The 25,430-nt window shown below is 62.4% G+C and carries 25 protein-coding genes; 9 read left to right on the top strand and 16 right to left on the bottom strand.

Annotated features, from left to right (window positions below; all coding sequences use genetic code 11):
• Positions 1-96 precede the first annotated feature (96 nt).
• Together LGH70_RS12550 and LGH70_RS12545 are read right to left on the bottom strand one after the other, a co-directional pair.
• Positions 97-783 carry a hypothetical protein gene (locus LGH70_RS12550; RefSeq protein ID WP_226186056.1) on the bottom strand — a complete coding sequence of 229 codons (687 nt, stop codon included), beginning with the start codon at positions 781-783 and terminating at the stop codon, positions 97-99.
• Between the two features lie 123 nt (positions 784-906).
• The gene (locus LGH70_RS12545) at positions 907-1,626 is read right to left on the bottom strand and encodes a tetratricopeptide repeat protein (RefSeq protein ID WP_226186054.1); all 720 of its coding nucleotides are present in this window, start codon (positions 1,624-1,626) and stop codon (positions 907-909) included.
• Positions 1,627-1,801: 175 nt separating this feature from the next.
• Here LGH70_RS12545 and LGH70_RS12540 point away from each other — a divergent pair, with 175 nt between their 5' ends.
• Complete coding sequence (locus LGH70_RS12540) at positions 1,802-2,686, top strand: alpha/beta hydrolase (protein ID WP_226186052.1); 885 nt, start codon at positions 1,802-1,804, stop codon at positions 2,684-2,686.
• On the opposite strand, the gene LGH70_RS12535 is transcribed toward LGH70_RS12540, so the two are convergent.
• From LGH70_RS12535 to LGH70_RS12520, 4 genes are all read right to left on the bottom strand, one after another.
• Positions 2,683-3,192, bottom strand: a complete 510-nt coding sequence (locus LGH70_RS12535) for a methylated-DNA--[protein]-cysteine S-methyltransferase (protein ID WP_226186050.1) — start codon at positions 3,190-3,192, stop codon at positions 2,683-2,685. The genes LGH70_RS12540 and LGH70_RS12535 overlap by 4 nt on opposite strands.
• 44 nt (positions 3,193-3,236) lie before the next feature.
• Complete coding sequence (locus LGH70_RS12530) at positions 3,237-3,959, bottom strand: phospholipase D-like domain-containing protein (RefSeq protein ID WP_226186048.1); 723 nt, start codon at positions 3,957-3,959, stop codon at positions 3,237-3,239.
• An 11-nt stretch (positions 3,960-3,970) separates the two neighbouring features.
• Positions 3,971-5,212 carry a glycoside hydrolase family 1 protein gene (locus LGH70_RS12525; RefSeq protein WP_226186047.1) on the bottom strand — a complete coding sequence of 414 codons (1,242 nt, stop codon included), beginning with the start codon at positions 5,210-5,212 and terminating at the stop codon, positions 3,971-3,973.
• 100 nt (positions 5,213-5,312) lie between these two features.
• Positions 5,313-6,251 (bottom strand): cation diffusion facilitator family transporter, encoded by a 939-nt coding sequence (locus LGH70_RS12520; protein ID WP_226186045.1) that lies wholly within the window; start codon positions 6,249-6,251, stop codon positions 5,313-5,315.
• 100 nt (positions 6,252-6,351) lie between these two features.
• Between LGH70_RS12520 and LGH70_RS12515 the strand changes: the two genes are divergently transcribed.
• Positions 6,352-7,794 (top strand): APC family permease, encoded by a 1,443-nt coding sequence (locus LGH70_RS12515; protein ID WP_226186043.1) that lies wholly within the window; start codon positions 6,352-6,354, stop codon positions 7,792-7,794.
• Between the two features lies 1 nt (position 7,795).
• On the opposite strand, the gene LGH70_RS12510 is transcribed toward LGH70_RS12515, so the two are convergent.
• The 10 genes from LGH70_RS12510 to LGH70_RS12465 all read right to left on the bottom strand — a co-directional run bounded on the left by LGH70_RS12510 (position 7,796) and on the right by LGH70_RS12465 (position 19,986).
• Positions 7,796-8,302: a GNAT family N-acetyltransferase gene (locus LGH70_RS12510; protein ID WP_226186042.1), complete on the bottom strand. Its 507-nt coding sequence runs from the start codon at positions 8,300-8,302 to the stop codon at positions 7,796-7,798.
• A 139-nt stretch (positions 8,303-8,441) separates the two neighbouring features.
• A complete protein-coding gene (locus tag LGH70_RS12505; protein WP_226186041.1) occupies positions 8,442-11,996 on the bottom strand; it encodes a PQQ-dependent sugar dehydrogenase in 3,555 nt (1,184 codons plus the stop codon).
• 417 nt (positions 11,997-12,413) lie between these two features.
• Positions 12,414-14,261: a vWA domain-containing protein gene (locus LGH70_RS12500; protein ID WP_226186040.1), complete on the bottom strand. Its 1,848-nt coding sequence runs from the start codon at positions 14,259-14,261 to the stop codon at positions 12,414-12,416.
• 101 nt (positions 14,262-14,362) lie between these two features.
• Entirely contained in the window at positions 14,363-15,328 is a 966-nt protein-coding gene (locus LGH70_RS12495) for a DUF6745 domain-containing protein (protein ID WP_226186039.1), read from the bottom strand.
• Positions 15,329-15,335: 7 nt separating this feature from the next.
• Entirely contained in the window at positions 15,336-15,650 is a 315-nt protein-coding gene (locus LGH70_RS12490) for a hypothetical protein (RefSeq protein WP_226186038.1), read from the bottom strand.
• 270 nt (positions 15,651-15,920) lie between these two features.
• Positions 15,921-16,913: a porphobilinogen synthase gene (hemB, locus tag LGH70_RS12485; RefSeq protein ID WP_226186037.1), complete on the bottom strand. Its 993-nt coding sequence runs from the start codon at positions 16,911-16,913 to the stop codon at positions 15,921-15,923.
• A gap of 156 nt (positions 16,914-17,069) precedes the next feature.
• On the bottom strand, positions 17,070-17,480 hold the full coding sequence (locus LGH70_RS12480) for a hypothetical protein (RefSeq protein WP_226186035.1): 411 nt from the start codon (positions 17,478-17,480) through the stop codon (positions 17,070-17,072).
• 32 nt (positions 17,481-17,512) lie between these two features.
• The gene (locus tag LGH70_RS12475; RefSeq protein WP_226186033.1) at positions 17,513-17,698 is read right to left on the bottom strand and encodes a hypothetical protein; all 186 of its coding nucleotides are present in this window, start codon (positions 17,696-17,698) and stop codon (positions 17,513-17,515) included.
• 422 nt (positions 17,699-18,120) lie between these two features.
• On the bottom strand, positions 18,121-19,380 hold the full coding sequence (rocD, locus tag LGH70_RS12470) for an ornithine--oxo-acid transaminase (protein ID WP_226186032.1): 1,260 nt from the start codon (positions 19,378-19,380) through the stop codon (positions 18,121-18,123).
• 93 nt (positions 19,381-19,473) lie between these two features.
• Positions 19,474-19,986, bottom strand: coding sequence for a DUF2314 domain-containing protein (locus LGH70_RS12465; RefSeq protein WP_226186031.1), 513 nt, complete (start codon positions 19,984-19,986; stop codon positions 19,474-19,476).
• A gap of 149 nt (positions 19,987-20,135) precedes the next feature.
• Between LGH70_RS12465 and LGH70_RS12460 the strand changes: the two genes are divergently transcribed.
• The 7 genes from LGH70_RS12460 to LGH70_RS12430 all read left to right on the top strand — a co-directional run bounded on the left by LGH70_RS12460 (position 20,136) and on the right by LGH70_RS12430 (position 25,423).
• Complete coding sequence (locus LGH70_RS12460) at positions 20,136-20,318, top strand: C1orf53 family protein (protein WP_226186030.1); 183 nt, start codon at positions 20,136-20,138, stop codon at positions 20,316-20,318.
• Positions 20,319-20,415: 97 nt separating this feature from the next.
• Complete coding sequence (gene rpmB / locus LGH70_RS12455; protein ID WP_022825070.1) at positions 20,416-20,655, top strand: 50S ribosomal protein L28; 240 nt, start codon at positions 20,416-20,418, stop codon at positions 20,653-20,655.
• A 157-nt stretch (positions 20,656-20,812) separates the two neighbouring features.
• Entirely contained in the window at positions 20,813-22,408 is a 1,596-nt protein-coding gene (locus tag LGH70_RS12450; protein ID WP_226186029.1) for an aminopeptidase P N-terminal domain-containing protein, read from the top strand.
• A gap of 181 nt (positions 22,409-22,589) precedes the next feature.
• Positions 22,590-22,772, top strand: coding sequence for a 50S ribosomal protein L33 (gene rpmG / locus LGH70_RS12445; protein WP_100337992.1), 183 nt, complete (start codon positions 22,590-22,592; stop codon positions 22,770-22,772).
• A 7-nt stretch (positions 22,773-22,779) separates the two neighbouring features.
• Positions 22,780-22,941 carry a DUF4295 domain-containing protein gene (locus tag LGH70_RS12440; RefSeq protein ID WP_135395614.1) on the top strand — a complete coding sequence of 54 codons (162 nt, stop codon included), beginning with the start codon at positions 22,780-22,782 and terminating at the stop codon, positions 22,939-22,941.
• A 202-nt stretch (positions 22,942-23,143) separates the two neighbouring features.
• Positions 23,144-24,124, top strand: a complete 981-nt coding sequence (gene ftsY, locus LGH70_RS12435) for a signal recognition particle-docking protein FtsY (protein WP_226186028.1) — start codon at positions 23,144-23,146, stop codon at positions 24,122-24,124.
• Positions 24,125-24,271: 147 nt separating this feature from the next.
• Positions 24,272-25,423, top strand: coding sequence for an acyltransferase family protein (locus LGH70_RS12430; RefSeq protein WP_226186027.1), 1,152 nt, complete (start codon positions 24,272-24,274; stop codon positions 25,421-25,423).
• Positions 25,424-25,430: the final 7 nt, after the last annotated feature.

Raw genomic sequence — 25,430 nt, 5'->3', positions numbered from 1 at the left:
TTTTGTAGAGCCTCACACCCACTAAAAAAGGCCCGTCGGATGACGGGCCTTTTTTAGTGGGCGCTGCTTTAGGCAACTGTGGTTCCGGAAGCGGGTTTATCGCCAGGGCGAGTATTCGAGCTTGAGCTCCAGCAGGCCGTAGCCGTCGTTGCGGGTAGCGTTGCCGCGCTGGCTGATGTCGTCGAGGTGGTCGGTGGAAGTGAAGTAGTAGCTGCCTTCAGCCGTGGCGTTCAGGTTGGGCAGCAGCCGAAACACGAAGCCCAGGCCCACCGGGGCTACCAGGGCCGTGGCCGGGTAGTCGTTGCGCTCCGAAGTCAGGAAAACGGTGCTGGGCACGGGCCGGCCGTCGCCCATGTAGGCCTCGGGCGTGTAGAGCAGAAAACCGCCCCCGACTTTCACGTAGGGCTTGATCAGGGCACCGGCGCCGCGCGAGTCGGCAAACTCGGACTCATCCCGCACCAGCTCGTAGCGCACAAAGCCCACCAACGAGCCGTTGCGGCCCCGGAAAGCATAGCCCCGCTCGGGCAGCTGGTCTTTGGCGCCCAGCTTAAAAAGGGAAAGCTCGGTGCCCAATACTACGCGGGGCCGTACCAGGTACAGCACCCCGATGCTGCCGCTGGGGCCCGGCAGGTTGTCGCCCAGGCTTTCGGCCAGGTCGCCGTTGTAAAAGGCCGCCCCGCCGCCCAGTGTGAAGTAGATCGGGCCCCGGTGGTAGGGCCGGGCCGAGTTGGTGAAATGCCGCTTCCGCCGCTCGGGGCCCTGGGCCTGAACGGTGTGGGCCAAAAGAGAGAAAAGCAGCAAGCTGGCGAGGGAAAGCAGTCGAAAATTCACGGCCTGTTACAGTTGGTAAGCAGCCGGAATACGGGCGTTAGCACTTTACCGTTGCTGTCGGGCACCGCCCCAGGCTTATTTGAACATGCCTTTGGGGTCGGGCAGCTTGGCCGTCAGGTCGCTGATCAGGTCCAGGTCCAGGCTGCTTACGTTCAGGCTCTGGCCTTTGTGCACGGCTTCCCAGGCCTTGGCGTAGTCTTCGCGCAGGTAGTGCACGCGCGCCATCTGCTGCCAGGCATAGGCGTTGGTGGCATCGGCGGCCAGGGCCTGCTCCAGATATTTATAGGCCTGCTCCAAGTCCTTTTTCTTTTTGGTTTGCTGATGGCGAATCAGGTAGCTGGTGCCCAGGTCAACCAGCATCAAGGAGTTGGAGGGGGCCAGCACCAGGCCCTGGGTCAGCAGGCTGATGGACTCGTCGGGCGTCTCGTTGCGGCTGGCCACAATGCCCAGCCCGCGGTAGGCATCGGCGTTTTTCGGGTCGAGCAGCCAGGCCAGGTTGAAGCGGTAGAGGGCCGTGTCGGGCTTGTTTTCGGTGATGTACTCGTAGCCTTTGTTGGCGAAGAACTTGCTGGCCTCGGCCCGGGAGGGGAAGCTTTTGTCGATGCTGGTCAGAAAGGCCGCACCCATCACCTGCTGGGCCGCTTCCACCGATAGGCCCCCGAACAGCGGCAGCTGGCGGTTGGCCGTCGTGCCGGCCGCATCCGACTTTACCTTAACCTTGGTTTTGCGCTGAGCCTGCGCCGGAGCGGCCCCGAGAATAAAGCCGCACGCCAGGAGCAACAAATACTTTTTCATATAAAACGCTGAAGTAAGAACAGAAGTGGGAACAGACCGCGTAAACAGCCCTGGCAAATATAGCGCGGCGCCCACCAACCGGGCACGCCTGCCAATCCGGACCCTGGGTTATAAAGTATATAGCGGGGCGCCCGGTTCCTGAAGCCGGCGTGAATCTTGGCCGAAACCCTTTTGCATGACCTTATTCCGTTTCCTGGCGCTGCCCGCCCTGCTGCTTATCGTGGTGCTGGTGCTGGTAGCCAATGAAGTAGCCCAGGCCCGGCCCAGCCGCCGCACCACCGATATTGCCTACGTGCCTACTTCTGAAGCGGGCTTCGACACCCAGCGCCACCGCCTCAACGTGTATGCTCCGCGCCGAAAAGCCGCCGTGCCCTACCCCGTAGTGGTCTTTATTCACGGCGGCAACTGGAACAGCGGCAACAAAAACCTCTACTCCTTTATCGGGCGGCGCCTGGCCAAACAGGGCGTCGTGGCCGTGATTATCAACTACCGGCTGGCCCCGCAGGCGCAGGTGCCCGCCATGGCCGACGACTGCGCCCGGGCCGTGGTCTGGACCTACCAGCACATTGCCGAGTACGGCGGCGACCCGCAGCGGGTGTTTACTATGGGCCACTCGGCCGGGGGTGGGCTGGCCGCGCTGCTGGCCGCCGATAATCAGCTTTTCAGCCGGCGCGGCCTGGCCGCCAACCCCGTGCGCGGCGCCATCCTCGACGACCCGGCCGGCCTGGATATGTACGACTACCTGCGCAAGATGCAGTACGGCGGCGACGAGCAGTACCTGGTGCCCTTCGGCCAAGACCCCGCGGGGTGGAAAGCCGTGTCGCCGATGTACTATGTTACGGCTCAAACGCCGCCATTTCTCATGTTTATTGGCGGCGAAACCTACCCGTCCATCAGTAGCAGCAGTGAGAAGTTCCGACAGAAGCTAAAGACGCTCGGGCGGGAGCCGGAGTTTGCGGTGCTGGCGGGCAAAAAGCACGTGCCCATGGTGCTGCAACTCTATTGGAAAGACAATGTCATCTACCAGGCTCTGCGCAAATTTGTGGGGGCCGCGGGCTAGCCAAACAGGTTGCCCTGGGCGGCGGGCTGCTCGTGGGCCAGCAGCCACTTTTTGCGCGGCAGGCCCCCGGCGTAGCCCGTCAGCTGCCCACCGGCCCCGATAACGCGGTGGCAGGGCCACACGATGGCCAATGGGTTCTGGCCGTTGGCGGCACCCACGGCCCGCACCGCGCCGGGGTTGCCCAGCTGCCGGGCCAGGTCCAGGTAGGAAGCGGTACGGCCGTAGCCTACGCCCTGCAGCACCTGCCACACCTGGCGCTGAAAGTCAGTGCCGCGCGTCAGGTCGTAGACCAAGGAAAAGTCGCGCAGCTCGCGGCCGAAGTAGGCTTGCAGCTGCTGGTGTGCCTCGCGCAGGCACTCGGCCACGCTGGCCCGCGGGGTTTCGGTGAGTAGGCCTGGCGCGTCCAGAAACGTCACGGCGGCCAGCCCGGCTTCCGAGCCTTTCAGCTCCAGCAGCCCAATAGGCGTGGCGAGGTACGAACAGGCAAAGGCGGGGGCAGCAGTCATCAAAGCAAAATAAGGCCCGGCAAGATAACCCGTCGCCCACGGATTTACTTGCCCTCAAACACGGGCATTTCGGCCCAGAGCCGGTCAAACTCGGCACTGTAGCGCCGCACGGCCGTGGTATCGTCGGTGATGAGCAGGTTTTCCAGGTTGTAGAGGGCCGCCGAGCGGGTCCAGTTGTAGCTGCCGGTCAGTACCAGGCGCCGGTCGGCCACGGCAAACTTGTGGTGCATGTGGTTGGTCGTGCAGTCGGTCCGGATGCTCAGGCCGTTGGCGTGCAGCTGCACCACGTCCGAGCCTTTGTCGTGCAGCTTGTCGTCGTCGGTGAGCAGCCGGATAGCCACGCCGCGCCGGTGAGCGGCCAGCAGAGAGTCCGTTATCCGGTCATCGGAAATGGTAAACACGCACACATCCAGTTGCTGGGCCGCCTGACTGATAAACCGACGGATGGCCTCCACGCACTCGGCGCCGGGGCTGAAATGCACCGTAGTGTGGGCCGGCTGGGGTGGAGCCAGGGGCAACAGCAAGGCGCTGGCCGCCTCCAGCCACTCCACCACGGCTTTGTCCTCGAAGGAGTTGAACCGTTCCCGCGCCATGGCAAAGAGCTGCTGCCGCAGCGTCGCCAGAGCCGGGCCCTGCTGCCCGTGCGCTGCCAGCCGGGCCCGCAGCTCCCGCGCTTCCTGGGCCGACAGCGTGGAATCAGCAAACGCCTGCTCGAAGTGGTGCAGCAGGTCGGCGGTGCCGGCTGGGTTGGGGGCTGGTTGGCTCATGATGGCAGAGGCTAGGTCAAGGACAGGGAAAGGGCCACGTCGGCTTCGGTAACTACCGTCAGCGGCTTGGGAATAGCGGCCGACACGGTTTCCTGGGCCACCAGCAGCGCTTCGGCGTAGGGTTGGTCGAGCACGCGGGTCAGGCCGGGGTCGGAGGCGGTAATGTCGGCATCCCAGAGGCCGGCGCGGTGCCAGGGCGTGAGGTGGTCCCAGTCGGGCCGGTCGATGATGGGGTAGAGGCAGGCGCCGAAGACCGGCACGCCGGCCTGCAAGGCTGCGGCGCATTCCCGGCCGATCATCTCAATCCAGAGCGGCCGGTCGATGCCGGGGTGGCTGGTTTCGGTGAGCACCACGGGGCGGTGGTAGCGCTGCCAGGCCCGCTGCAGCAGAAAGCTCAGGGGCCGGAAGCGCGGGTCGTTGAAATCGTTGGCCCAGGGCAGGGTCTGGTGCGGGTCGAGCTGCCACTGGTTGTCGTAGTAATAGTTGAAGCCCAGCAGGTCAAGGTATTCGGGGCGCCCGCCCAGGTCGGGGCAGAGGCGGCCGGAAAGCATATCCACGGCCTGAAACTGGTTTTCGTCGAATTCCCGGGCCCGCTGCCGCTGGGCGCGATTGGCGTTGGGGGCCGCCACAATATGAATCAGGGGCTCGGTGGTCAGGATGCGGATGCCGGGGTCGGCTTCGCGCAGGGCGGCCACGCCTTCGATGTAGGCCCGCATCAGGCCGCGCTTCACTTCCCAGCCCTGGCCCACGCAGTAGGGCGAGGTGCCGCGCACGTCGCCACCTAGCCAGCTCATAAAACTTACCTCGTTGATGGGCGTCACGATGAGCGTATCGTCGGGGCGCTGGGCGCGGTAGAAGGCCACGAAGGCGCGGCAGAGGTGGCTGAAGCGCCGGGCAAACATGGGGTGCAGGGGCGTCAGGTCGTCGGGGTAGCCGAAGTGGCACAGGTCCCAGATCTGCTGAATGCCGTGGCGCCGGCCCGCGTCCAGCATGTGCTGCACCGTGCTCCAGTCGTACTGGTAGGGCGTTTTTTCCACCTGGCTCCAGCGGATTCCCTCCCGCACCGAGCCGATATTAAAGGGCTGCAGATCCTGGTAGTCGGCGTCGAGGCGCTGCAAGTGGCCAGTGGTGTGCAGGAAGTCGACGCGGTGCCCGAAGGCGTTGAGCTGGTCGGTGCATTCGTAGCCGCCCATCCAGAACGTTTGAAAAGGGTTGGCGGGCAAGGTGGCGGTAGTGGCGTTGAGCTTCGGCATAGGAAAGGGGTTGCGTAGAGAAAACCACCGCCGGGTGGGAGAAGAATGCGGCAGATGATAAGAGCGGAAATCGGCAATAATATACTGCCTGAAATCAAGGTTAGGCCAATGCTTCCGCCTGGCGCTGCTTCTGACTCAGGGATTTGGCCTCGATGAAAATACGCTTGAACTCGGGGTGCTTGGCCCGCAGGGCGTCCTGCAGCCGGTCGATGGCCTGCTCGACCTGCCCGGCCGTCAGGTCGCGCTTGAACTGCACGTCCAGGGCCAGCACCACGTCGGCCGGGCCCAGGTAGCTGGTAAGCGGGGTACGGACGGTTTCCACGGCGGCCTCGGCCCGGGCAATGGCGTCGATGCTGGCCAGGGTTTCCTCGTCCACGCCTTCGCCGACGAGCAGGCCCTTGGTTTTGTAGATCAGGAAGATAGCCACCGACACCAGCAGTACGCCAATGCAGATGGAGGCGCCGCCGTCGAGGTAAGGGTTGTTGAGCAAATGCCCGAAATACACGCCCAGCAGGGCAATGGTCAGACCTAGCAGCGCGGCCAGATCTTCCATCAGAATGGCAAATACGGAGGGGTCTTTGCTGCGCCTCAGCGTGGCCCAGAAGCCGGCGTCGCCCCGGCTTTTGTTGAACTCCCGGAACGCCAGAAAGCAGGAAATGCCCTCAAAAACGAGCGAGAGGCCCAGCACCCAGTAGTTCCAGGTAGGGTCGGTGATGGGGGCCGGATGCTTCAGGTGCTCGATACCCTCGTAGAACGACATGCCGCCGCCCACCGAAAACACCAGCACGGCCACAATCAGGGCCCAGAAGTACAGCTCCTTGCTGCGCCCGAATGGGTGGCGGGTGTCGGCGGGCTTTTCGGCCTGCTTCACGCCGTAGAGAATCAGGATGCCGTTGCCGCTGTCGACCAGGGAGTGAATGCCCTCGGAAAGCATGGCCGACGAGCCGGTGAAAAAGGCGGCTACGAACTTGCTGATGGCAATGGCAATGTTGGCTCCGATGGCCCCGTAAATGGCAATTTTTGAAGAGCTTCCGGCCATAGTGAAAAGCAGAGGGAAAGAACCCGTGGTACGCAACCCGGCAACGCGGGGTTAATATTGCTTGGGTGAACAATCCGCTTTTATCCGACTTTTACCGCCTATGACCCCGACTACTACCGAAACGACTGCCCCGCTGCGCCGCCGTCTGGGCCTGGTGCAGGCCACGGCTCTGAACATGATAGACATGGTGGGCATTGGGCCCTTCGTGACCTTGCCGCTAGTCATGGGCTTCATGGGGCCGCACTTTCTGCTGGCCTGGCTGGTAGGCGCGGGCCTGGCTGCCGTCGACGGGCTGATCTGGAGCGAGCTGGGTGCGGCCTACCCCGAGGCGGGCGGAAGCTACAAATTTCTGAAGCTGGCCTACGGCGAGAAAAAGTGGGGCCGGCTCATGTCGTTTCTCTACGTGTGGCAAACCCTGATTCAGTCGCCGCTGGTGCTGGCCTCGGGCGCCATCGGCTTCGCTCAGTACTTCAGCTACCTCGTGCCCCTGCCCGAGTGGTGGCAGCCCAAGCTGGTGGCCGGCAGCGTGGTGCTGCTGCTCATCGTGCTGCTCTACCGCCGCATCGAGGATATTGGCAAGCTGGGCGTGATGCTCTGGGTGGGCGTACTGGGGTTGATGGGCTGGCTGATTTTTGGCGGCCTTACCCACCCCAACCACCCGGTCGAGCTGTTTCCGGCCGGCGGCCTGGGCAGCCTGCTGTCGTGGCAGGATGGACACCTGACGGGCCTGCTGCTGTCGGCGGCCATGGGGCAGGCGGCCGTCAAGACTATCTATTCCTACCTGGGCTACTACAACGTGTGCCACCTGGGCGCCGAAATCGTGAACCCCGAGCGGGTAATTCCGCGCAGTATTTTCCTGAGCATTCTGGGCATTGCCGCGCTGTATCTGCTCTTGAACTGGAGTGTGGGCACCGTTATTCCGTGGCAGGAGGTGCAAGCCTGGCAAGCTGGGGCCGGCGACAAGTCGCAGTTCATCATCAGCGTATTCATGGAGCGCCTCTACGGACCAGTGGCGGCCACTGCGGCCACGGCCCTGGTGCTGCTGGTGGCCTTTGCCTCCCTGTTTGCGGTGCTGCTGGGGTACTCCCGCATTCCCTACGCGGCGGCGGCCGACGGCGAGTTTCTGCCGGTCTTTGCCAAAACCCACCCCACCAAGCACTTTCCCCACGTGTCGCTGCTGATTCTGGGGGGCGTGGGCTTCGTCTTCAGCCTGCTCTTTAAGCTGGGCGAGGTCATCTCAGCTATTCTGGCCATGCGCATTCTGGTACAGTTCGTGGGTCAGGCCGTCGGGCTGATGCTGCTGCGCCGCCGGCGGGGCACGGCCTCTCTGCCGTTCAAAATGCCCCTGTATCCGGTGCCGGTGCTGGTGGCCATCGTCGTGTGGCTGGCCGTTTTCGGCGGCATTGCCCCGGCCGAGGTAACCTGGGGCACCCTGCACTTCAAGCTCTACTTTCAGCTGGCTGCTCTGGTCATGATGCTGCTGGGCACGGGGGTGTTTCTGCTCTGGAGCCGCCGCTTGAAGCGGTGGCCGTTCGACGCCTAAGTTACCCCAGCCGCTTCTCGTAGCACAAAAACCGCAGCCCCGGCCGAAATGCCAGCGTGATTTCGCCCGCAAAGCGGTAGCCCAGCTTGGGGAATAGCCGCTGAGTAGCTGCGTTTTCCGAGTTGGTATCCACCCGCAGCGACTTCAGGCCCCGTTCCCGGGCCAGCTGCTCGGCCTGTTGCAGCAAAGCGGCGGCCACGCCTTGGCCCTGGGTATCAGGGTCCACGGCCAGGCGGTGGGTTACAATAGCGGTTTCGGTGGCGTCCCAGTCGGCCTGGGCATATTCCGCATCCTGGTCCTGGGTGAGGGCCGCCACGCCCACTACCTGCCCGGCCAGCTCGGCTACCCAGAGCTGCTCGTGGGTTATATCCTGGCGGAAAACTTCTTCGTTGGGGTAGTCGGCGCTCCACTGCTGGTTGCCACTGGCCTGCATCAGGGGCACTACGCGGCTTACCAAGCTCAGAATGGCGGGAAGGTCGGCGGCGGTAGCGGGGCGAATCAGGGGCATACGGGAGTTTTAAGGCCTGAACATACACGATTTACCCTAAACTCAGGTTAGCGGCCGGCCCGGGCCAGGCCGAAAAAAGCCCGGCAGGGCGAGTCCCAAAGACCCGCCCTGCCGGGCTTTGCTCACGAGCGAAGGGTCGCTATTCGGCTACCACCAGGCGCTGGGTACTGGTACTTGTGCCGGCCTGCACCGTCAGCAGATACACCCCCGGCGCCAGGCCCCGCAAGGGCACGGGCAGCTCACTCCGGCCCGCGGCGGCTGCAAGGGTAGTGTCGAGCAGCTGCCGCCCCAGCGCGTCGAGCACCGTCACGCGCACGGTTTGAGCTTCGGGCAGCCGCAAACTCAGGTTCACGAACGAGGTGGCCGGGTTGGGGTACAGGGCAAAGGGCAACGCCTTCAGCTTTGGAGTAGTGGCCCGTAGTGCTGGTTGGGCTTCGGTGGCCGGCAGCAGGCGGGCTCCGGCCCAGTCGGCGTGGTCGTAGCTGTTGTCGTCCCCGGCGTTGGTAACAACCAGACGCAGCTCGTTTTTGCCGCTGACGTTCAGGTCGAGGCGGGCCGTGGCCGAGCTGCCGGTCAGCCGGCTGCTTTCGTAAGCCAGCGTGCCATCCAGATACACCTGAAACACGACGCTGCCGTTATTGCCGACTTCGTCATCCACGCCCAGGTCGCTCAGAAAGCGGCTGTAGGCCCCTTTTAAGGAATATGTTATATTGGAAGCGGCGTGCACGCCCAGGCCTTTGGCATAGGTAACGCCGTCCAGGCTAATAGTTTTGCTGTCGGCCGGGTCCAGCTCCCCGTTGCTGCCGTCCCGCTCCACGGGGCCCCAGCCGCTGCTGGCCGCCGTCCAGTTCAGGTCCGACAGATACACGGCTGCCGGCGCACTGCCGGGCCGCGACAACGCCGCGCCGGGTACTATTTGCTTGGTCAAGCCCGGCCCGGCGTAACTCACGCTCAGCACCTGGGAGCCGGTGCGCTCAAAGAAGGTGACGGTAATGGCATGTACGCCCGCCCGCAGCCCAATCGTGCTCGACTTTTCGGCCGCTCCGTGCAGTCCGTCGTTGTTCACTACCAGCTGGCTGCCAATAAAAAGCTGGCTGCCATCGTCGGAAGTGGTGTAGAACGTGTAGACCCCGTCGGCCGGCACCCGCACGTAGCCGGTGTAGCGGAAAGCAAAGTTTTCCTCCCGGCTGCGCGGGCTCAGGTCGAAGCCCGCTACCGAGCCGGTTTTGGCCGGCGTCAGAGTTGAGAAGGTAGGCAGCACGCTCCAGCCCGTGCCCTCGTAGTAGCCGTAATTGAGGCCCGCCACGGTATTGGTCGGGTTTTCGGGCGTGCGTAGCGTAGCATCCGTCACGGTGAAGGCCACCGTCAGGGCCTGGCCGGCCGTGCCGGTGGCGGCTGTAGCGGTGTAGGGCGTAGCCGTCAGGGTATGGCTGCCCACGGTGGGCGTCCAGGGCAAGTAATCAGTCGGACCATTGTCGCCGGCCAGGGCGTAGGGCGGCGTGTTTTCCGTTCGGAAGTTGGCGTTGCCATCGTAGGCAAACCGCACGCTGCCCACCGTGGCCGGGTTGGTATTGGCCCGGATGCTGAGGTTGCGCGAGGGCAGCGTCGCCAGGTTGAGCACGGCCCCGGCCGGCAGCGGGTCGTAGCCGGCAATGGGCTGGTCGGTGTCGGCATCGAGCAGCGTGAAGCTGGTCACAGATTGCCCGGCGGGCACCACCCGAAAGCTGGCCGTGTAGGTAGCATCGGCGGTGGGCGTCGGCAGAGTTTGGGTCGCCGTGCCGCCCTGGCTCCAGCCGGTAAACTCGTACGTTACCCCGTTCACCGTCTGCGGACTCACCACGCCCAGGGTGCGCAGCACGCCTTCCACGCTGGTCACAGTGGCGGGCGTGGTCAGGGGCTGCCCGTCGAGGGTGAGGCGCAGGCCGGCCGGGTTAGTGGCGAGGCTCAGCACTGAGGTGCGCGGGTAAATGTCGCGGAACACCGTGGAGGTCAGCCCGCCGGCGTCCGTCACGGTCAGGATGAGGCGGTACCACACGTTGGCGGCTGTTTCTCCGGTGTTGGGAATGGCGAACGAGCCGGTTTTCAAACCCTGGTTGAACGCTGTGCCGTCGTGCACGTGGGTGTCGTGGTGAAAATCGACCCGCCAGCTGAAGGCGCTAGCCGGCAGGGTGCCCTGCTCCGGGTCGGTGGCCTCGCCCGAGAAGGTAATGGTGGTGCCGGCCACGTAGGTAGTGCCCTCGGTCGGGGTCAGAATCTGGGCCGTAGGCGCGGTGTTAGGCGTCGTTACGGTCAGGGTAGCGGCGGTGCTGGTGGCTGTGCCCACGGCGTTGGTGACTACAGCGCGGTACTGACCGGCGTCGGCTGCCGCTACGCTGGCCAGGGTGTAAGTAGCACTAGTGGCACCCGTGATGTTCACGCCGTTCTTCTGCCACTGGTAGCTCAGCGGGGTCGTGCCGGTAGCCGTTACCCGAAACGAAGCCGCCTGACCCGGGGCCACGCTCACGTTGGCGGGCTGCCCGGTAATGACGGGCGCGCTGGTCGAGGGCGTATACACGACTTTGTACAGGGCCCCGGCGCTGCGGCTCAGGTAGTAGAGGTTGCCGTCGAGGCCGGTGGTGAGGCCTACCGCGTTGCCGGGCAGGGCCGTGGCAAAGGCCGAGCGCACCGGCGTGCTGCCCGAGAGGTCAATGTAGTTGATCCACTGGTTGCACAAGTCCTGGTAGAAGTACTTGCCCGCGTAGGAAGCCGGGTAGTTGGTACTGGCCGGGTTGAAAAAGGTGCCGCCCGTAATGGCGCAGCCCCGCCCGTCGCCGGTGCCGTGGGGGTAGCTGAACACGGGGCTGGTCACGCCGGTGGCCGTAGTGGCGCCTTCGGTGGCGGGCCAGCCGAAGTTGCGGCCCCCGGTGGTGGCGTCGTCAATTTCCTCCCAGGTGTTCTGGCCCACGTCGTTGAGGAACATCCGGCCCGTGGTGGGGTGAATAGCAAACGTGTAGGGGTTGCGCAGACCGTAGCTCCACACGCGGCGGCGCTGCTCCGAGCCGGTGGGGAAGGGGTTACCGGCCGGCACCGAGCCGTCGGGGTTGATGCGCAGAAACTTGCCGTGGTAGGTGTCCAGGTTCTGGGCGTGGCTGCCGTTGGCGTTTTCACCGATGGCCACGTAGAGCTTGCCGTCGGGTCCGAAGCTCATGGCTCCGCCGTTGTGGTTGGTAGCCGAGCTGAGCGGGTCCAGCTCCAGCACCACCACTTCGCTGCCCGCCACGGCCACGTCGCCGGCAGCCGTGAAGCGGCTAATGCGGTTGCGCAGCGGCGCCGTGCTGACCGTGTAATACAAGTAGATATAGCCGTTGGCGCTGAAATTCGGGTCGAGGGCAATGCCGATCAGGCCCCGTTCGCCGCTCGAATTCACGCTCAGCCGCACGAAGGGTGCGGCCAGCAGGCTGCCGTTTTTGATAACGCGCAGGGCGCCGCCCTGCTCGCCCACGAAAATGCGCCCGTCGGGGGCAAAGGCCAGCACCGTAGGGTTGCTGATGCCATTGGTCACCTGCACCTGGTTGAAGCCCGCGGGGAAGGTCTGACCTGTGGCCGTGAGGGCCAGCAAACTCAGCAAAAGCATCAGCAGGGCCAGTTGCAGCCTAACCGTCGAGGGGCGGATCTGGCGGCCGGCGGGCCGCGCAACACGGAGAAGTGTTTTCATAGGAAAGCAGGTAGAGGTTGTGGAACATAGAACTGAGGCGGCGTTGCCGTAGGTGAAGTGCCGCCGACATCAGGCCGAAGGCAGCAGTGGAAAATAGGGCGCAGGTAAGCACGCGGAAAACGTAAAGAGAAGACTGTCTTAAGGTTGAGGTTTGAAAAACAACAATCGTCTATATCTAATGAAGATAAGAAAAGCGGCCGGCCCCTCTCCGTAATTGGGTGTTAAGATTATGTCATTAGTCCCGGCAGTGGCCGCAGTTTGAAGTAGGGCCATAAAAAAAGGACGCCCCAGTGTTGGAGCGCCCTATTGGCCGAACTCGTCGTGGCGCCTGATTTAGTCGGCCGGGCAGTTAACAAGCCGCCCGGCCACCGCTGCTACTGAGCAGCCCGGCGGCGTATCGACTACCACTTAAACCACCTAGGTGGTTTGCACGAAGCGCTTGATGTCGCCGCTGGCAATGTATGATTTGCCGTCCGGGGCCGTATTTACCTGCTCTACCACAAACAGCGTGCTTTCGTCGCGGATGCCGCGGGGGAAGCGCATGTTCCAGTTGGGGTCGAATCCGTCGCTCACCACCCGGGCCCGCAGCTTGCTGCCGTCTTTCACGCACTGAATCAGGATGCCCGAGCCGATGGTGTCGGTTTCTTCCAGGTCGGCCAGGGTCGTCGCCGGCTTGGCCGGGCGGGAGCTGGCGCTGCTACTGGTGCTGCGCGATGAGCCGCCGTAGTGGCCGCCGGCCAGGGCGTCGGTTTCGCCGGGCCGCACGAGGCGGGTAATGTTACCCTTGGCGCGGTAAAAAGTACCGTCGAGGCTGCGTTCCAGCTCCTCCACAATGTAGTGGGCTCCCTCGGCCCGAATAGCCCGCGGAAACTGGATGTTCAAGTCGTCGTAGCCCGGCGACACCACCCGCACGCGCAGCTTACCGCCTTCCCGGAAGCATACCAGCTCCACGCCGGAGCCGGCTTCCGTCACCACGGGCAGGGCGTGGGCGGCCTGGTCCACGCTCACGCCGCGGCCCGACAGTTCGACGCGGGCCCGGCGGCCCTGGAAGGCCTGGTCGCGCAACTCCTTGCGGCTCTCGTTGTCGAGGTGGCGGCTGGCAATGCGCTGGGCGTAGTGGTTGATCTGGTCGATTTCCTCGGCAACTTCGAAGTGCTCGTGCAAGCCCTTGGCCGTCAGATCGGCCACCAGCTGCCTGAGCAGCGCCTCCGCTTCGGCATGCTGCCCGGCATCGGCCATATCCACGGCCTGCTCTTTGTCGCGGGCAATGCGCAGGCGGGCCAGGTCCATCGTAACGCCCCCATCGGCGGCCGCGGCTACGGCGTCGATGCTGCCGGCCGTTATCTGCACGATGTGCTCCCCGGCAATGGCCTCGATGCTGCCCGCCCGAATGGCGTCGGCGCGGTAGGCCACGTGCAGCAGCTGGTGGCTGCCCGTGTTCAGGGCCGGCAGCTGCAGTTGCAGGCCCAGCAGCTTGTCTTCGTTCTCGTGCACATCACCGAGCTGCAACACCAGCCGGCCGCCGTCCTGGGGCTCTACCCGAGCCAGACTGAGCACGTCCGTTATCTGGGTTTGCCCGATGGGCGTGAGCGTGACGGTCAGATTCTGAGCGGCAATAGCCTTGAGGCTGTCCAGCTCGATACCGAACACGTCGGCGGCATCGTCCAGGGACTGAATGAAGTAGAAATTGCCCCCGGCGGCCCGGGCCATGCCGATCAGCAAATCTTCCTCGAAGTGGGCCCCAAAGCCCAGCGTGGTGGTGGAAATGCCCTCCTCGGCCTTTTTGCCGGCCGTGGCAATCAGCACTTCGGAGTTGGTGATGCCGTGGTTGGCCTGCCCGTCGGTGAGCAGCAGCACGCGGTTTACGTGCTTGTCGGTTTTGTGCTTGGCTACCAATTCGCAGCCCCGCAGCCAGCCCCCGCTCAGGTTGGTAATACCCCCGGCCCGCACGCTTTTCAGCAGGGCTTTGATGGCCTCCTTGTCGGTTACCAGCGTGGCGTCCAGCAGGGTGTTTACCACGTCGTCGTACACCACCACGCTCAGCCGGTCGTCGGCCGTGAGGCGGTCCACGAAGTCGGCGGCGGCTTTCAGGGCGTGCTTCAGCGGGGCGCCGGCCATGCTGCCGCTGCGGTCAATTACCAGGGCTACATTGAGCGGCCGGCGCTGCGGATTGGGAACATCTTCCCGAAAGCTCAACAGAATACTGGTCGAGTCGGCCAGGTTTTCGAGAAGCACCGGACTGGTAGGCTGCTGGGTAATCTGCATACGCGAATAGGTTAAGGGTTGGAAAGGATGGAAGAAAATAACCGGGTCCCGGTTAGTCCGAGGCGCCGAAAGAAAGCTTGAAAATCAGGGGAAGGCCCGCCTCAGGTTTCGATAAGGGGCCGGTAGTCGTGCTCATTGTCGAAGCCGGCCAGCCAGGCGGCGGCCCGGCGGCAGGTGCGCACGTGGGGCGGCACCCGCAGCACGTAGGTGTGGGCCGTGGAGGGGCATTTCACGCGCAAGGCCACGATGGGCTCATCATCTTCGAGCGGAATGCTGATGAGCTGCCGGTCCCCGCCCGCGTCCCGGTCCCGGTCGATGATGAGGCCACCCACTTCCTGGATAAACCGGTCGAGGCCGAAGCGTTCCAGCAGCACCCGCCGCCGCGTCACGTTGCGCACGTTCAGAATCTCGACGGCCTTGAGGTCTTCGGGGCGAAAGGCGGTGCGCTCATCCACGGCGGTGCCCTGCCAGCGGATGTTCACCTTCAGGCCACTGGGCAGGCTGGTGAGGCCACTGCCGGCTACTTCCACCCAGTTGGTCAGGTGCAAAGTAGCGGGCAGGTGCAGCAGCTGGGGGCAGTTGGCCACAGACAAGCTCTTGGCCGTCAGGCGCTCGGGCAGGCGGCGCAGGTGCGGGTTGTCGTTCAGGTTCACGGTTTCGCGCACCAGCCAGTCGCCGGTCAGCTCCCGGATGCCGGTGCGGGCGGCCTGCACGCTGGTGGCCCGCAGCCGCTCGGGCAGCAGTTCCAGGTTAGGGCAGTTGTTGACCTCCAGGTGGGTGCATTCCAGCAACGTGGGCAGCTCCCGCAGCCGAGGCTCATTATTCAGCCGCAGTGCCCCGCTCACAATCAGCTCGTCGGGCATGCGGCCGGAAAGCAGCAGGGCCCGGGCTTCCTCGGGCGTGGTGCGCACTACCCCCGCATAGGGCCGGGTATAGGCAGCGGCCCCGCCGGCGGGCTCGTTGGCAACGCTGGGTTGGGGAAGCACGGGGGCGGCCGGAGCGGCTGGTTCCGGGGCCGTAGCGGCCGGGCGGCGCAGGTTACGGCCCCGGGCGTTGATGCTGAACATACGCTGCCTAGTCGACTACGGTACGAATAGCCGAGGGCGTATACTCCCGCTGCTGCCACACCCGGTACACGCCCACGGGCAGCGCAATGGGCCGGTGCTCCTCGTGAACCAGCGTGGCCGTCGGGGCCGAAATCAGCAGGTACAGCTCGTGGCCATAGGCGTACAGGCTGGCGGCGCCGGTTTCCCGGATGCGGTGGGAATGGCCAGTATGCTCGCCGTGCGCCAGCACCACGCCCGGCCGCGGCACCGCCCCGACGGGTAGGGCCGCTACGGCCGCAATAAGTACGTCACCATGCCGATACAAAGAACTGGACTGATTCATATGCTTTGCTAAAAAAGATGGGAAATCAAGTCAGATATTGTTTCTACGATATTACGGCAATTGGGTTGAATGCGCAAGTAATTGCCTAAATTTTCTACTAAAAAATTTAGCACATGAATAATCTGCCAAAGAGTAAAAATCCGTTCAGCTCAACCGGAAACGGCTTTTGTGAAGCGGGACTGGTTCTTAGCAAAACCAGCTGCTGACCACACAAAAAAAAGAACGCACCCGTCAGGGTGCGTTCTTAAAAAGCAAGGCTATAAGCAGGTTTTAGCCGCGGCGCAGCACCTCGGCGGCTTCTTTGGCAAAGTACGTCAGGATGGCGTCGGCGCCGGCCCGCTTGATGCTGAGCAGCACTTCCATCATGGTTTTCTCGCCGTCCACCCAGCCGTTGCGGGCGGCGGCCTTAATCATGGCGTACTCGCCCGAGACGTTGTAGGCCGTTACGGGCAGGTGGGTGTTTTCTTTTACCACGTGAATCACGTCGAGGTAGCTCAGGGCGGGCTTCACCATCACCATGTCGGCGCCTTCCTGCTCGTCGAGGGCCAGCTCGCGCAAGGCCTCGCGCTTGTTGGCCGGGTTCATCTGGTAGCTTTTCTTGTCGCCTTTCTTGGGGGCCGAGTCCAGAGCGTCGCGGAAAGGGCCGTAGAAAGCCGAGGCGTACTTGGCCGTGTAGCTCATGATGCTCACGTGCGAAAAGGCGTTGCGGTCGAGCACGTCCCGAATCCAGGCTACGCGGCCGTCCATCATGTCGCTGGGGCCGATGATGTCGGCGCCGGCGCGGGCCTGGGCCAGGGCCATCTGGCCCAGCACTTCCAGGGAGGCGTCGTTCAGAATCTCGCCCGACTCGGCATCCACCACGCCGTCGTGCCCGTCGGAGGAGTAGGGGTCCATGGCCACGTCGGTCATAATCACCACGTCGGGGAACTGCCGCTTGATGTCGGCCACGGTCTTCAGGTACAGGCCCTCGGGGTTAGCTGATTCCTTGGCCAGCCGATCTTTCAAGGCGTCGTTGATGCTGGGAAACGGGGCAAACGCCTTGATGCCCAGCTCCACGGCCTGCCCAATTTCGTCGATGAGCCGGTCGGCGGTGAAGCGGTGAATGCCCGGCATCGAGCTTACTTCCAGCGTCTGGTTCTGGCCCTCAATCAGGAACAGCGGGTAGATGAAATCGTGGGTGGTCAGGTTGGTTTCCTGCACCATGTTGCGGATGACTTCAGACTTGCGGTTCCGCCGGGGGCGGTGGGTAGGGAGGATGGCCATAGATACGTTTGGAAAGATTCAATCGGGCAAAACAACGTTGGCAAAGGTAAGGTTGCGCAGCGGTGGAGTTGTAGCAGCGCACCGTCATTAACCAGCCCCAAGGGCATCAGCCGTAGATCGGCTGGTATACAGAGCAGGAACAACGACTAAGTACGCTTACTTGCCAATCAGCATCTTCGCTACTTCCCACGGAAGTCTGGCCCAATCAGGCATTTCAAGGGAATGCACTTTGCCAAAATTCCTTATCTCATATACCCCACCCATTTGGACGAGTGTATTCAAAACAGCTGCCAAGAGATATTCATTTGGAGCGTTATAAATCCTGAATGTTGCTATATAATAACCATTGCCTTCTATGATGCACATGTCAACAAATGTATCTGAACCGACACATTCTACATGTTTTTTAGACTCATTGTATAGTAGCTCCAAGCCGGAGTTTTCAATCGTTTTTTGAACAACGGATTCCAAGCTTGGTAAAGCATTATCAAAATAAACTCTACCACTACCCCACATCATCATATAGAAAGGAATTGCAAGTGAAGTCTCTGCAAACAGCTCTGCCAAGGTAAGAGCCGTAGGGTAAGCCTACCGGGCAGCTACATATTGAAGAACTCCTGGAAGATTTCCAGCCAGGCGTGCGGCCCGCCGAAGCTCAGCACCAGAAAGTAGTAGCCCGCAATAACGACGACGGCGCCCAGCCCCAGCCCTAGCCAGCCGCCCACCAGCAGCCCCAGTATCACGCCGCCGATAATGAGCAGGGAGCCCAGCACTGCGTGCAACACGTCGGAATCATCGGCAGCCTGCCGCGGCTTGCGCGTCTGCTTCTGGGCCTGGAAACGTTGACTTTCCCGCTTGGAAATCTGCGTTAGCGCCGTGGCTAAGCTCCTCTGCGGCCGGGCGGCAGCGTGAGCTTGGGAAGGTGTATTGGACAGTGTTTTAGGTACTGTTAGTCTGGCTGGTGCTGCCGGCTCGGCCATTGCTGACGGCTCGGCAGCTAGGGCAGCGGGAGCCGTCATGCTGCGGGCCGCCGTAGCCGGACCCAAACCAGGCCGGAATTGAAAGGCTGCTTTTTCGCTGCGGCAGCCCACTAGCAAGGCGAAGGAGAAAAGAAGGACTCGGCTTCCGGGGAATGATGTCATCGGCAAAAAATAAGCGGACCGCCAAGATAAGGCGGTCCGCTTGGGTTTCGGGAAAAGCGGCGGGCTTAGAACTCCAGAATCACCTGCTCGATAATGTCGCAGGCCTCGTGCATCTGCTCTTCGGTAATAACCAGGGGCGGGGCGAAGCGGATGATGTCGCCGTGGGTAGGCTTGGCCAGCAGGCCGCGCTCCATCAGGCTCACGCACACGTCCCAGGCCGTGCGGCCATCGGCATGAGGCTTGATGACCACCGCGTTGAGCAGGCCTTTGCCGCGCACCAGCTCCACTACTTCGGGGCGCTTGGCCATCACGCGGCGCATTCTTTCGCGGAACACCTCGCCCTGGGCCTTGGAGTTGCTGATCAAATGCTCGTCGTGGAGCACGTCGAGAGCGGCGCGCAGTACCACGCAGGCCAGCGGGTTGCCCCCAAACGTGGAGCCGTGCTGCCCAGGCTGAATAGTAAGCATAATGGCATCCGAAGCCAGCACGGCCGATACCGGCATGGTGCCACCCGACAGGGCTTTGCCCAGAATCAGAATATCGGCGTGCACGCCTTCGTAGCACACGGCCAGCAGTTCGCCGGTCCGGCCCAGGCCGGTCTGGATTTCATCGGCAATGAAGAGTACGTTGTGGGCTTTGCACAGGGCGTGGGCTTTGGCCAGGTACCCGTCTGAAGGCACCATCACGCCGGCTTCGCCCTGAATGGGCTCCACCATGAAGCCGCACACGTGCGGGTCCTGCAGCGCCTCTTCCAGGGCCGTCAGGTCGTCGTAGGGCACTACCTGGTAGCCGGGCATGTAGGGGCCGAAGCCGCCGGTGCTGTCGGGGTCGGTGCTGAAGGAAATAATGCCGGTGGTGCGGCCGTGGAAGTTGTGCTCGGCCACCAGAATGCGGGCCTGGTTGGGGGCAATGCCTTTTTCCTGGTAGCCCCACTTGCGGGCCAGCTTCAGGGCCGTTTCCACGGCTTCGGCGCCCGAGTTCATCAGCAGCGCCTTATCGTAGCCAAACAGCTCGCACAGCTGCTTTTCGGCCGGGCCTAGCTGGTCGTTAAAGAAAGCGCGCGACGTCAGGGTCAGCTTCTGGGCCTGCTCTATCATAGCGCCCACGATGCGCGGGTGGCAGTGGCCCTGGTTGACGGCCGAATAAGCCGACAGAAAATCGAAGTACTGCTTGCCGTCCACGTCCCATACGTGCACGCCCTCGCCCCGGCTCAGCACCACGGGCAAGGGATGGTAGTTGTGGGCGCCGTAGCGGTCTTCCAGCGCCATCAGCTCCTGGCTGCGGCTGGTGGTGGAGGGGGCGGAGTGGGTGGGAGTAGCGTGCATGGCGGGAAAGGTTAAAACCGGGTAACGGATTCAGCTAGCTCAAAACTACGCAAAAGCCCCGAAGGCGTTGGCGCGCCCCAAAGCCGCTGCCGCTTACTCCCCGAGCCGGTCGAGCCGGCTCTGAATGTCCAGGAATTTACCCACGTAGTTGCCTTCTTCCGAGCCGTCGGCCCGCACGATGGTCCAGTCGTAAACGGCCTTGGTGGTAAACTCCAGCGTCTGGCCGGTGGTGTAGCTCTGCACGGTTTGCAGCGTATTGGCAATGGTACCCTGCACGTAGGTGTCTTCCCACTGGGTCACCTGCACGAAAACCTGCTCGAAGCGCCCGTCCGCATCCACTACCCGGGTGGTCAGGTAAAATGCTTCGCCGGGCTTCAGTCCCGCCTCAAACCGTTTGCGGGCTTGGGGCAAGGTGCGCAACGCTTCCTGCATGGGCTTGGCTATCAACTGATCAAATAAGGCCATCGACTGGGCTGGGGCCACCGAGCCGGCTTCGGCCGCAGTGGCTACCGTCACGGGCCGGTCGGCGGCCTGCTGGGCCAGGGCCGGCGCGCCGTAGAGGCTGGCGAGCAGCAGCGGGAAAAAGGCGGTACGGTGTGGCAGCATAGCGGCGGCAGAGAAGCGGATGGTCAGTCCGGAGAGGTACTCCAAGATACGAAAATGACGGCTTCTTTGCCCTAAAAGGCTACCGTCGCAGCCCGGTATAGAGCCCGTGCCAAGGGGCCGACGGGCTTTTCGTAGTACCTTGCCGGTCTATGGCCCTCCAACCCCAACCCTTGCAGCCGGGCGACTATTACCTGACGCCGGAAGGTTTTATGGTCTTCACCGAACAATATCATTTGCGCCGCGGATTCTGCTGTAAAAGTGGCTGCCGGCACTGCCCGTGGGGTTTTAGCAAGGTTGCCCGAGCCGCTGCCAAGCCGCCGCGCCAGGGCTAACCGCTTATTTTTCAGCGTTTCGGTTTGTTACTATCGCACAAATACCGATATTTGCGTCCCTTTTTCCAGCATTGAAACCTCTAAGTCCCTCGATATCATGGCACGAGTATGTGATCTGACCGGCAAGCGTACCCGCGTAGGCAACAACGTTTCGCACGCCAACAACAAAACCAAGCGCAAGTTCTACCCGAACCTGCAGAAGAAGCGCTTCTACATCCCTGAAGAGGACTCCTGGGTTACGTTGAAAGTTGCTACCAGCACTATCCGCACCATCAACAAGAACGGCATCATGTCGGTCCTGAAGAAGGCAAAAGAGCAGGGCTTCATCGTTTACTAGATTTTTTCCGGGAATCCGGGTAGTACCTTACGGCCGAACCGGCTGAACAGGCCTCGCACGCAACGTGCCGGGTGGTTCAGCGTCCTTTCGCCGTATGCTCTACTCGCTTCTGCTAAAATCGCCCCGGACAATCCTGGCCGCCCTCCTGGCGGTTTCATTGGCTGGTCCTTTATCGGAAGTCCGCGCTCAGCGGGCTGCCGGTGCCGACCGTCCCACTGATTTCCTGGACCCCGCATTTCACCGGCAACGGAGAGAGCTGCTGCGCCAAGCGCTGCCGGCCCGCTCCGTTGCCGTTTTTTTTGCGGCTCCCGTCCGCAACCGGGCCAACGATGTAGACTTTATCTACCATCAAAACCCCGACTTCTACTACCTGACCGGCTACACCGAGCCGCATTCCGTGCTGCTGCTCTTTAAAGAGCCCCAGACCATCGGGGGGCAGAGCGGCGTCACGGAAGCCCTGTTCACCCAGCACCGCGACCCGCAGCGCGAGTCCTGGACCGGCCGCCGCATGGGCGCCGACGGGGCCAAGCAGCAGCTCAAGCTCCAGTACACAGCCGATAATCAGACGTTTGCCGCGGCGGGCATCAAGTGGGCCGACTTTGGCCAAATCCTGTTCTTGGACTTGCCCACCGACCTGCGCGACGACCCGCGCGACCCGGCCGATCTGTATAGCCTCGTGGCCGACTTCCGGCGCCAGTCCGGCACCCCGGCCGACTACAACCCCGTGGTAGGAGAGCTGCGCAACCTGATTCAGCGCTACGGCGCTACTGGTGCCGCTAATCTGCTGCCCTACCTCGAAGCCCAGAGCAAAGCCCAGCATGCCGTAGCCGCCGATGCCTACATTCAGGCCTACCGCCAGGCAGCCACCGATGCCGACCGCCAGAAAGTATTGGCCAATGCTCCTGCCCCGGGGCGCTACGACGGCTCCACGCTGAGTGAGGTGCTCAACGGCATGCGCGAAATCAAGACGCCGGAGGAGCTGAAGCTGCTGCGTCGCGCCATCCAGATTTCCACTACCGGCCAGAAGGAAGTGATGAAAGCCCTGCGGCCCGATATGTCGGAAAATGCGGTGCAGGGCATTCATGAGTACGTGTACCGCACCTACGGCGCCGAGTTTGAGGGCTACCCCAGCATCGTGGGGGCCGGGGCCAACGGCTGCATTCTGCACTACGAAACCAACGACAAGCCCCGCCTTGGTAATGACCTGATTCTGATGGACTGCGGCGCCGAATACCACGGCTACTCCGCCGACGTGACGCGCACGGCCCCGCCCAGCGGCAAATTTTCCCCGGCCCAGCGTCAGATTTACGAGCTGGTGCTGGCCGCCCAGGAAGCCGCCTTCAAGGAGTGCAAGCCCGGCAGCGAGTTTCAGGCGCCCCATAAGGCCGCCCTGCAGGTTATTACCGACGGCCTGCTCCAGCTGGGTCTGGTTAAGGATGCTGCCGAAGTGCGCAAGTACTTCACCCACGGCACCAGCCACTACCTGGGCCTCGATGTGCACGACCGGGGCACCTACCAGCCCTTCCAGCCCGGCGTAGTCATTACCGTGGAGCCCGGCATTTACATTCCCGAAGGCAGCCCCTGCGACCCGAAGTGGTGGAATATCGGCGTACGCATCGAAGACGATATTCTGATTACCAAAAACGGCTACGAAAACCTGTCGGCCGGGGCCCCGCGCACGGTGAGCGAGATTGAGTCGTTGATGGCGAAACCCAGCGCCCTGGACGATTTCAAGCTGCCCGCACTGAAGTAGTTGCGGTAATTAGAGAACCGGAATTTGCCGCGGTACTCAGGTTTTTAGTTCGGGTACTGGGCCGCGGCAAGGCGCTTTTGGCAGAAAATCAGAAAAATCTATGCTACTATTTGGCTGACGGTTTGACAATTCCGAAAACACTTGTACCTTTGCAGTCCTTAATCCAAAACCCCAAGTCGAGATGGCTAAGAAAGGAAACCGGGTGCAGGTAATCCTGGAGTGCACCGAGCACAAGAACTCGGGTATGCCGGGCACCTCGCGCTACATTACCACCAAGAACCGTAAGAATACGCCTGAGCGTGTTGAGTTGAAGAAGTTCAACCCCGTGCTCAAGAAAATGACCGTCCACAAGGAAATCAAGTAATTGAGCGATGGCTAAGAAAGTAGTAGCAACCCTGAAAGTAGCAGGCGGCAAAGACTGGGCAAAGGTCATCCGCGCTGTAAAGTCGCCTAAGACTGGCGCCTATACCTTCCGCGAGGAAATGGTACCCGTTGACAAAGTGCAGGAATACATTGCCTCCGGCACGAAGTAATTCGACGCCTTCGGGCAGCTGAATGAAGTGAAGAAGTCCCGCCGCCGTGGGACTTTTTTGCGTGTTAGGGGTTTTTTAATCTGGTGCTGAGTGCTCAGTCGAGTAGTGCTTGGTACTGAAGCGCGCAGAAAGAGCGAACTTGCATCCGTTTCGTGGCTGCTGCGCGGCGAAGCACCAACAACTAAGCACTAAGCACCACTAAATGGGACTTTTCGATTTCTTTAAGAAGGACAAGGAGAGCAAGGAGCAGCAGGAGTCGCTGGACAAAGGCTTGGAAAAGACCAAAACCAGCTTTTTTGACCAGCTCAGCAAGGCCGTCGTGGGCAAAGCCACGGTGGACGAAGCCGTACTCGACGACCTGGAAAGCGTACTGGTACACGCCGACGTGGGCATCGAAACCACGGTGAAGGTCATTGACCGCATCGAGAAGCGCGTGGCCCGCGACAAATACGTGAGTACCTCGGAGCTGGACCGCATCCTGCGCGAGGAAATTGCCGGCCTGCTCGACGGCAACAGCGCCGCCACCGGCTCGCGCGCCATTCTCGACCGGGCCGACAGCCCCGGCCACCCCTTCGTGATTATGGTAGTGGGCGTGAACGGCGTGGGCAAAACCACGACCATCGGCAAGCTGGCCCACCGCTTCCACTCGGCCGGCAAGAAAGTAGTGCTCGGCGCTGCCGATACCTTCCGCGCCGCCGCCGTCGACCAGCTCATCATCTGGGGGCAGCGCGTGGGCGTCCCGGTTATTTCCCACGGCATGAACACCGACCCGGCTTCGGTAGCCTACGATGCGGTGCAGAAAGGTGTGGAAATGGGCGCCGACGTGGTCATTATCGACACGGCCGGCCGCCTGCACAACAAGGTGAACCTGATGAACGAGCTGAGCAAGATTAAGCGCGTGATGCAGAAGGTAATTCCGGATGCGCCGCACGAGGTGCTGCTGGTGCTCGATGGCAGCACGGGGCAGAACGCCTTTTTGCAGGCCAAGGAATTCACCAAAGCCACCGAGGTATCGGCCCTGGCCATTACCAAGCTCGACGGCACGGCCAAGGGCGGCGTGGTTATCGGCATCTCCGACCAGTTCAACATTCCGGTACGCTACATCGGGGTGGGGGAGAAGATGACCGATTTGCAGCTGTTTGACCGGCATACCTACGTCAACTCGCTGTTTTCGAAGAAGTAGACCTTCTACTTCGCTTATTTCAAGCCCCGGCTGTGCTCGTCACGGCCGGGGTTTTTGTTTGGGCAATCGGCGGAATATATCCAAGCACGCATATTATATGTGCTATATATAGGCAACGCTACAGCCGGCTTCGGTATCTGCTAGGGTATGCAGCCTCTTTCCTCTCCTGACGTGCCAGTTGCCGAAGTTGCCCCGGCCCGCCTTGATTCCTTTCTAAGCCAGAAACTCCGGTTCTGGTCGTTAGTCGCCATGGTGCTGCTGGTATACGTGCACGGCTATAACCTGCACTCCCGCTACCTGCAGCCCTGGACGCCGGTAGACGAGCCGTTGTCGGTGGGCACCTGGTTGCAGTATTTCCTGGCCAACGGACTGCTGCGCTTCCGCATCCCGATTCTGTTTGCCATTTCCGGCTACCTGTTTACCTGGCACGACGGTCGGGAGCCGCACAAGATCCGGGTGCAGCGGCGGGTAAGGACGTTGCTAGTGCCCTACCTACTGTGGAGCGCCTTCGGGCTGGGCCTAACCTGGGCCCTGGAGCAGTATGCGCCCACCCGGCAGCTGGTGCTGGCCGCCGAACTGAGCGTTTTCGGACCTGATAATCCGCTGGTGAGCGGCTATAGTCCGGGAGAGCTGCTGCTGCGGTGGCTGCTGCTGCCGGTCCCGTTTCAGCTCTGGTTTTTGCGTAGTCTGCTAGTGTATAACCTGGCCTATCCGTGGCTGCGCAAGGCCGTGCTGCAGGTGCCCAAAATCTATTTCGGCGTGGCCGGGTTGCTATGGCTGCTCGACATCAGCGTGCCGCCGCTGTTTGAGGGCACGGGATTGGTGTTTTTTGCCCTGGGTATCTGGTTGCAGAAGCGCGACGTGAACCTGCTCACGCCCCCGCGCTGGCTACGGCCGGGTCCGCTGGCCGTAGTATGGTTAGTCTTATTAAGCGGCAAAACATACCTGGCTTTTGCTACCGACCACCCGCCGTTTATTCCCATGCTGCTGCTGCACAAAACTGCCGAAGCGTTGGGCGTGCTGGTCATGTGGTTTGGCACCGATGCTGTGGTGCGCGGAGCTATGCGCCAGCGCTGGTTTGTATGGCTGACGAGCTTCTCGTTCATGATTTATGTCCTGCACGTGCCCTTGGTAAACTACGCTACCGAGGCCGCCGTGCGGCGCTGGCCCGGCCAAAACCTATGGGTATACCTGCTGCTGCCGCTGGCAGTGGTGCTGACGGCCGTGCTGCTGGGCGCGGGGCTACGGCGCCTGCTGCCGGGCGTGTACGGGGTGCTGACCGGCGGCCGGGGCTTCTAGCCAGAGC

Origin of the sequence: Hymenobacter nitidus, from assembly GCF_020447315.1 — a bacterium.
In the GTDB taxonomy this organism is placed as follows: Bacteria; Bacteroidota; Bacteroidia; order Cytophagales; family Hymenobacteraceae; genus Hymenobacter; species Hymenobacter nitidus.
The sequence above is the reverse complement of the archived record's forward strand: the minus strand, read 5'-3'. Positions and strand labels throughout refer to the sequence as shown.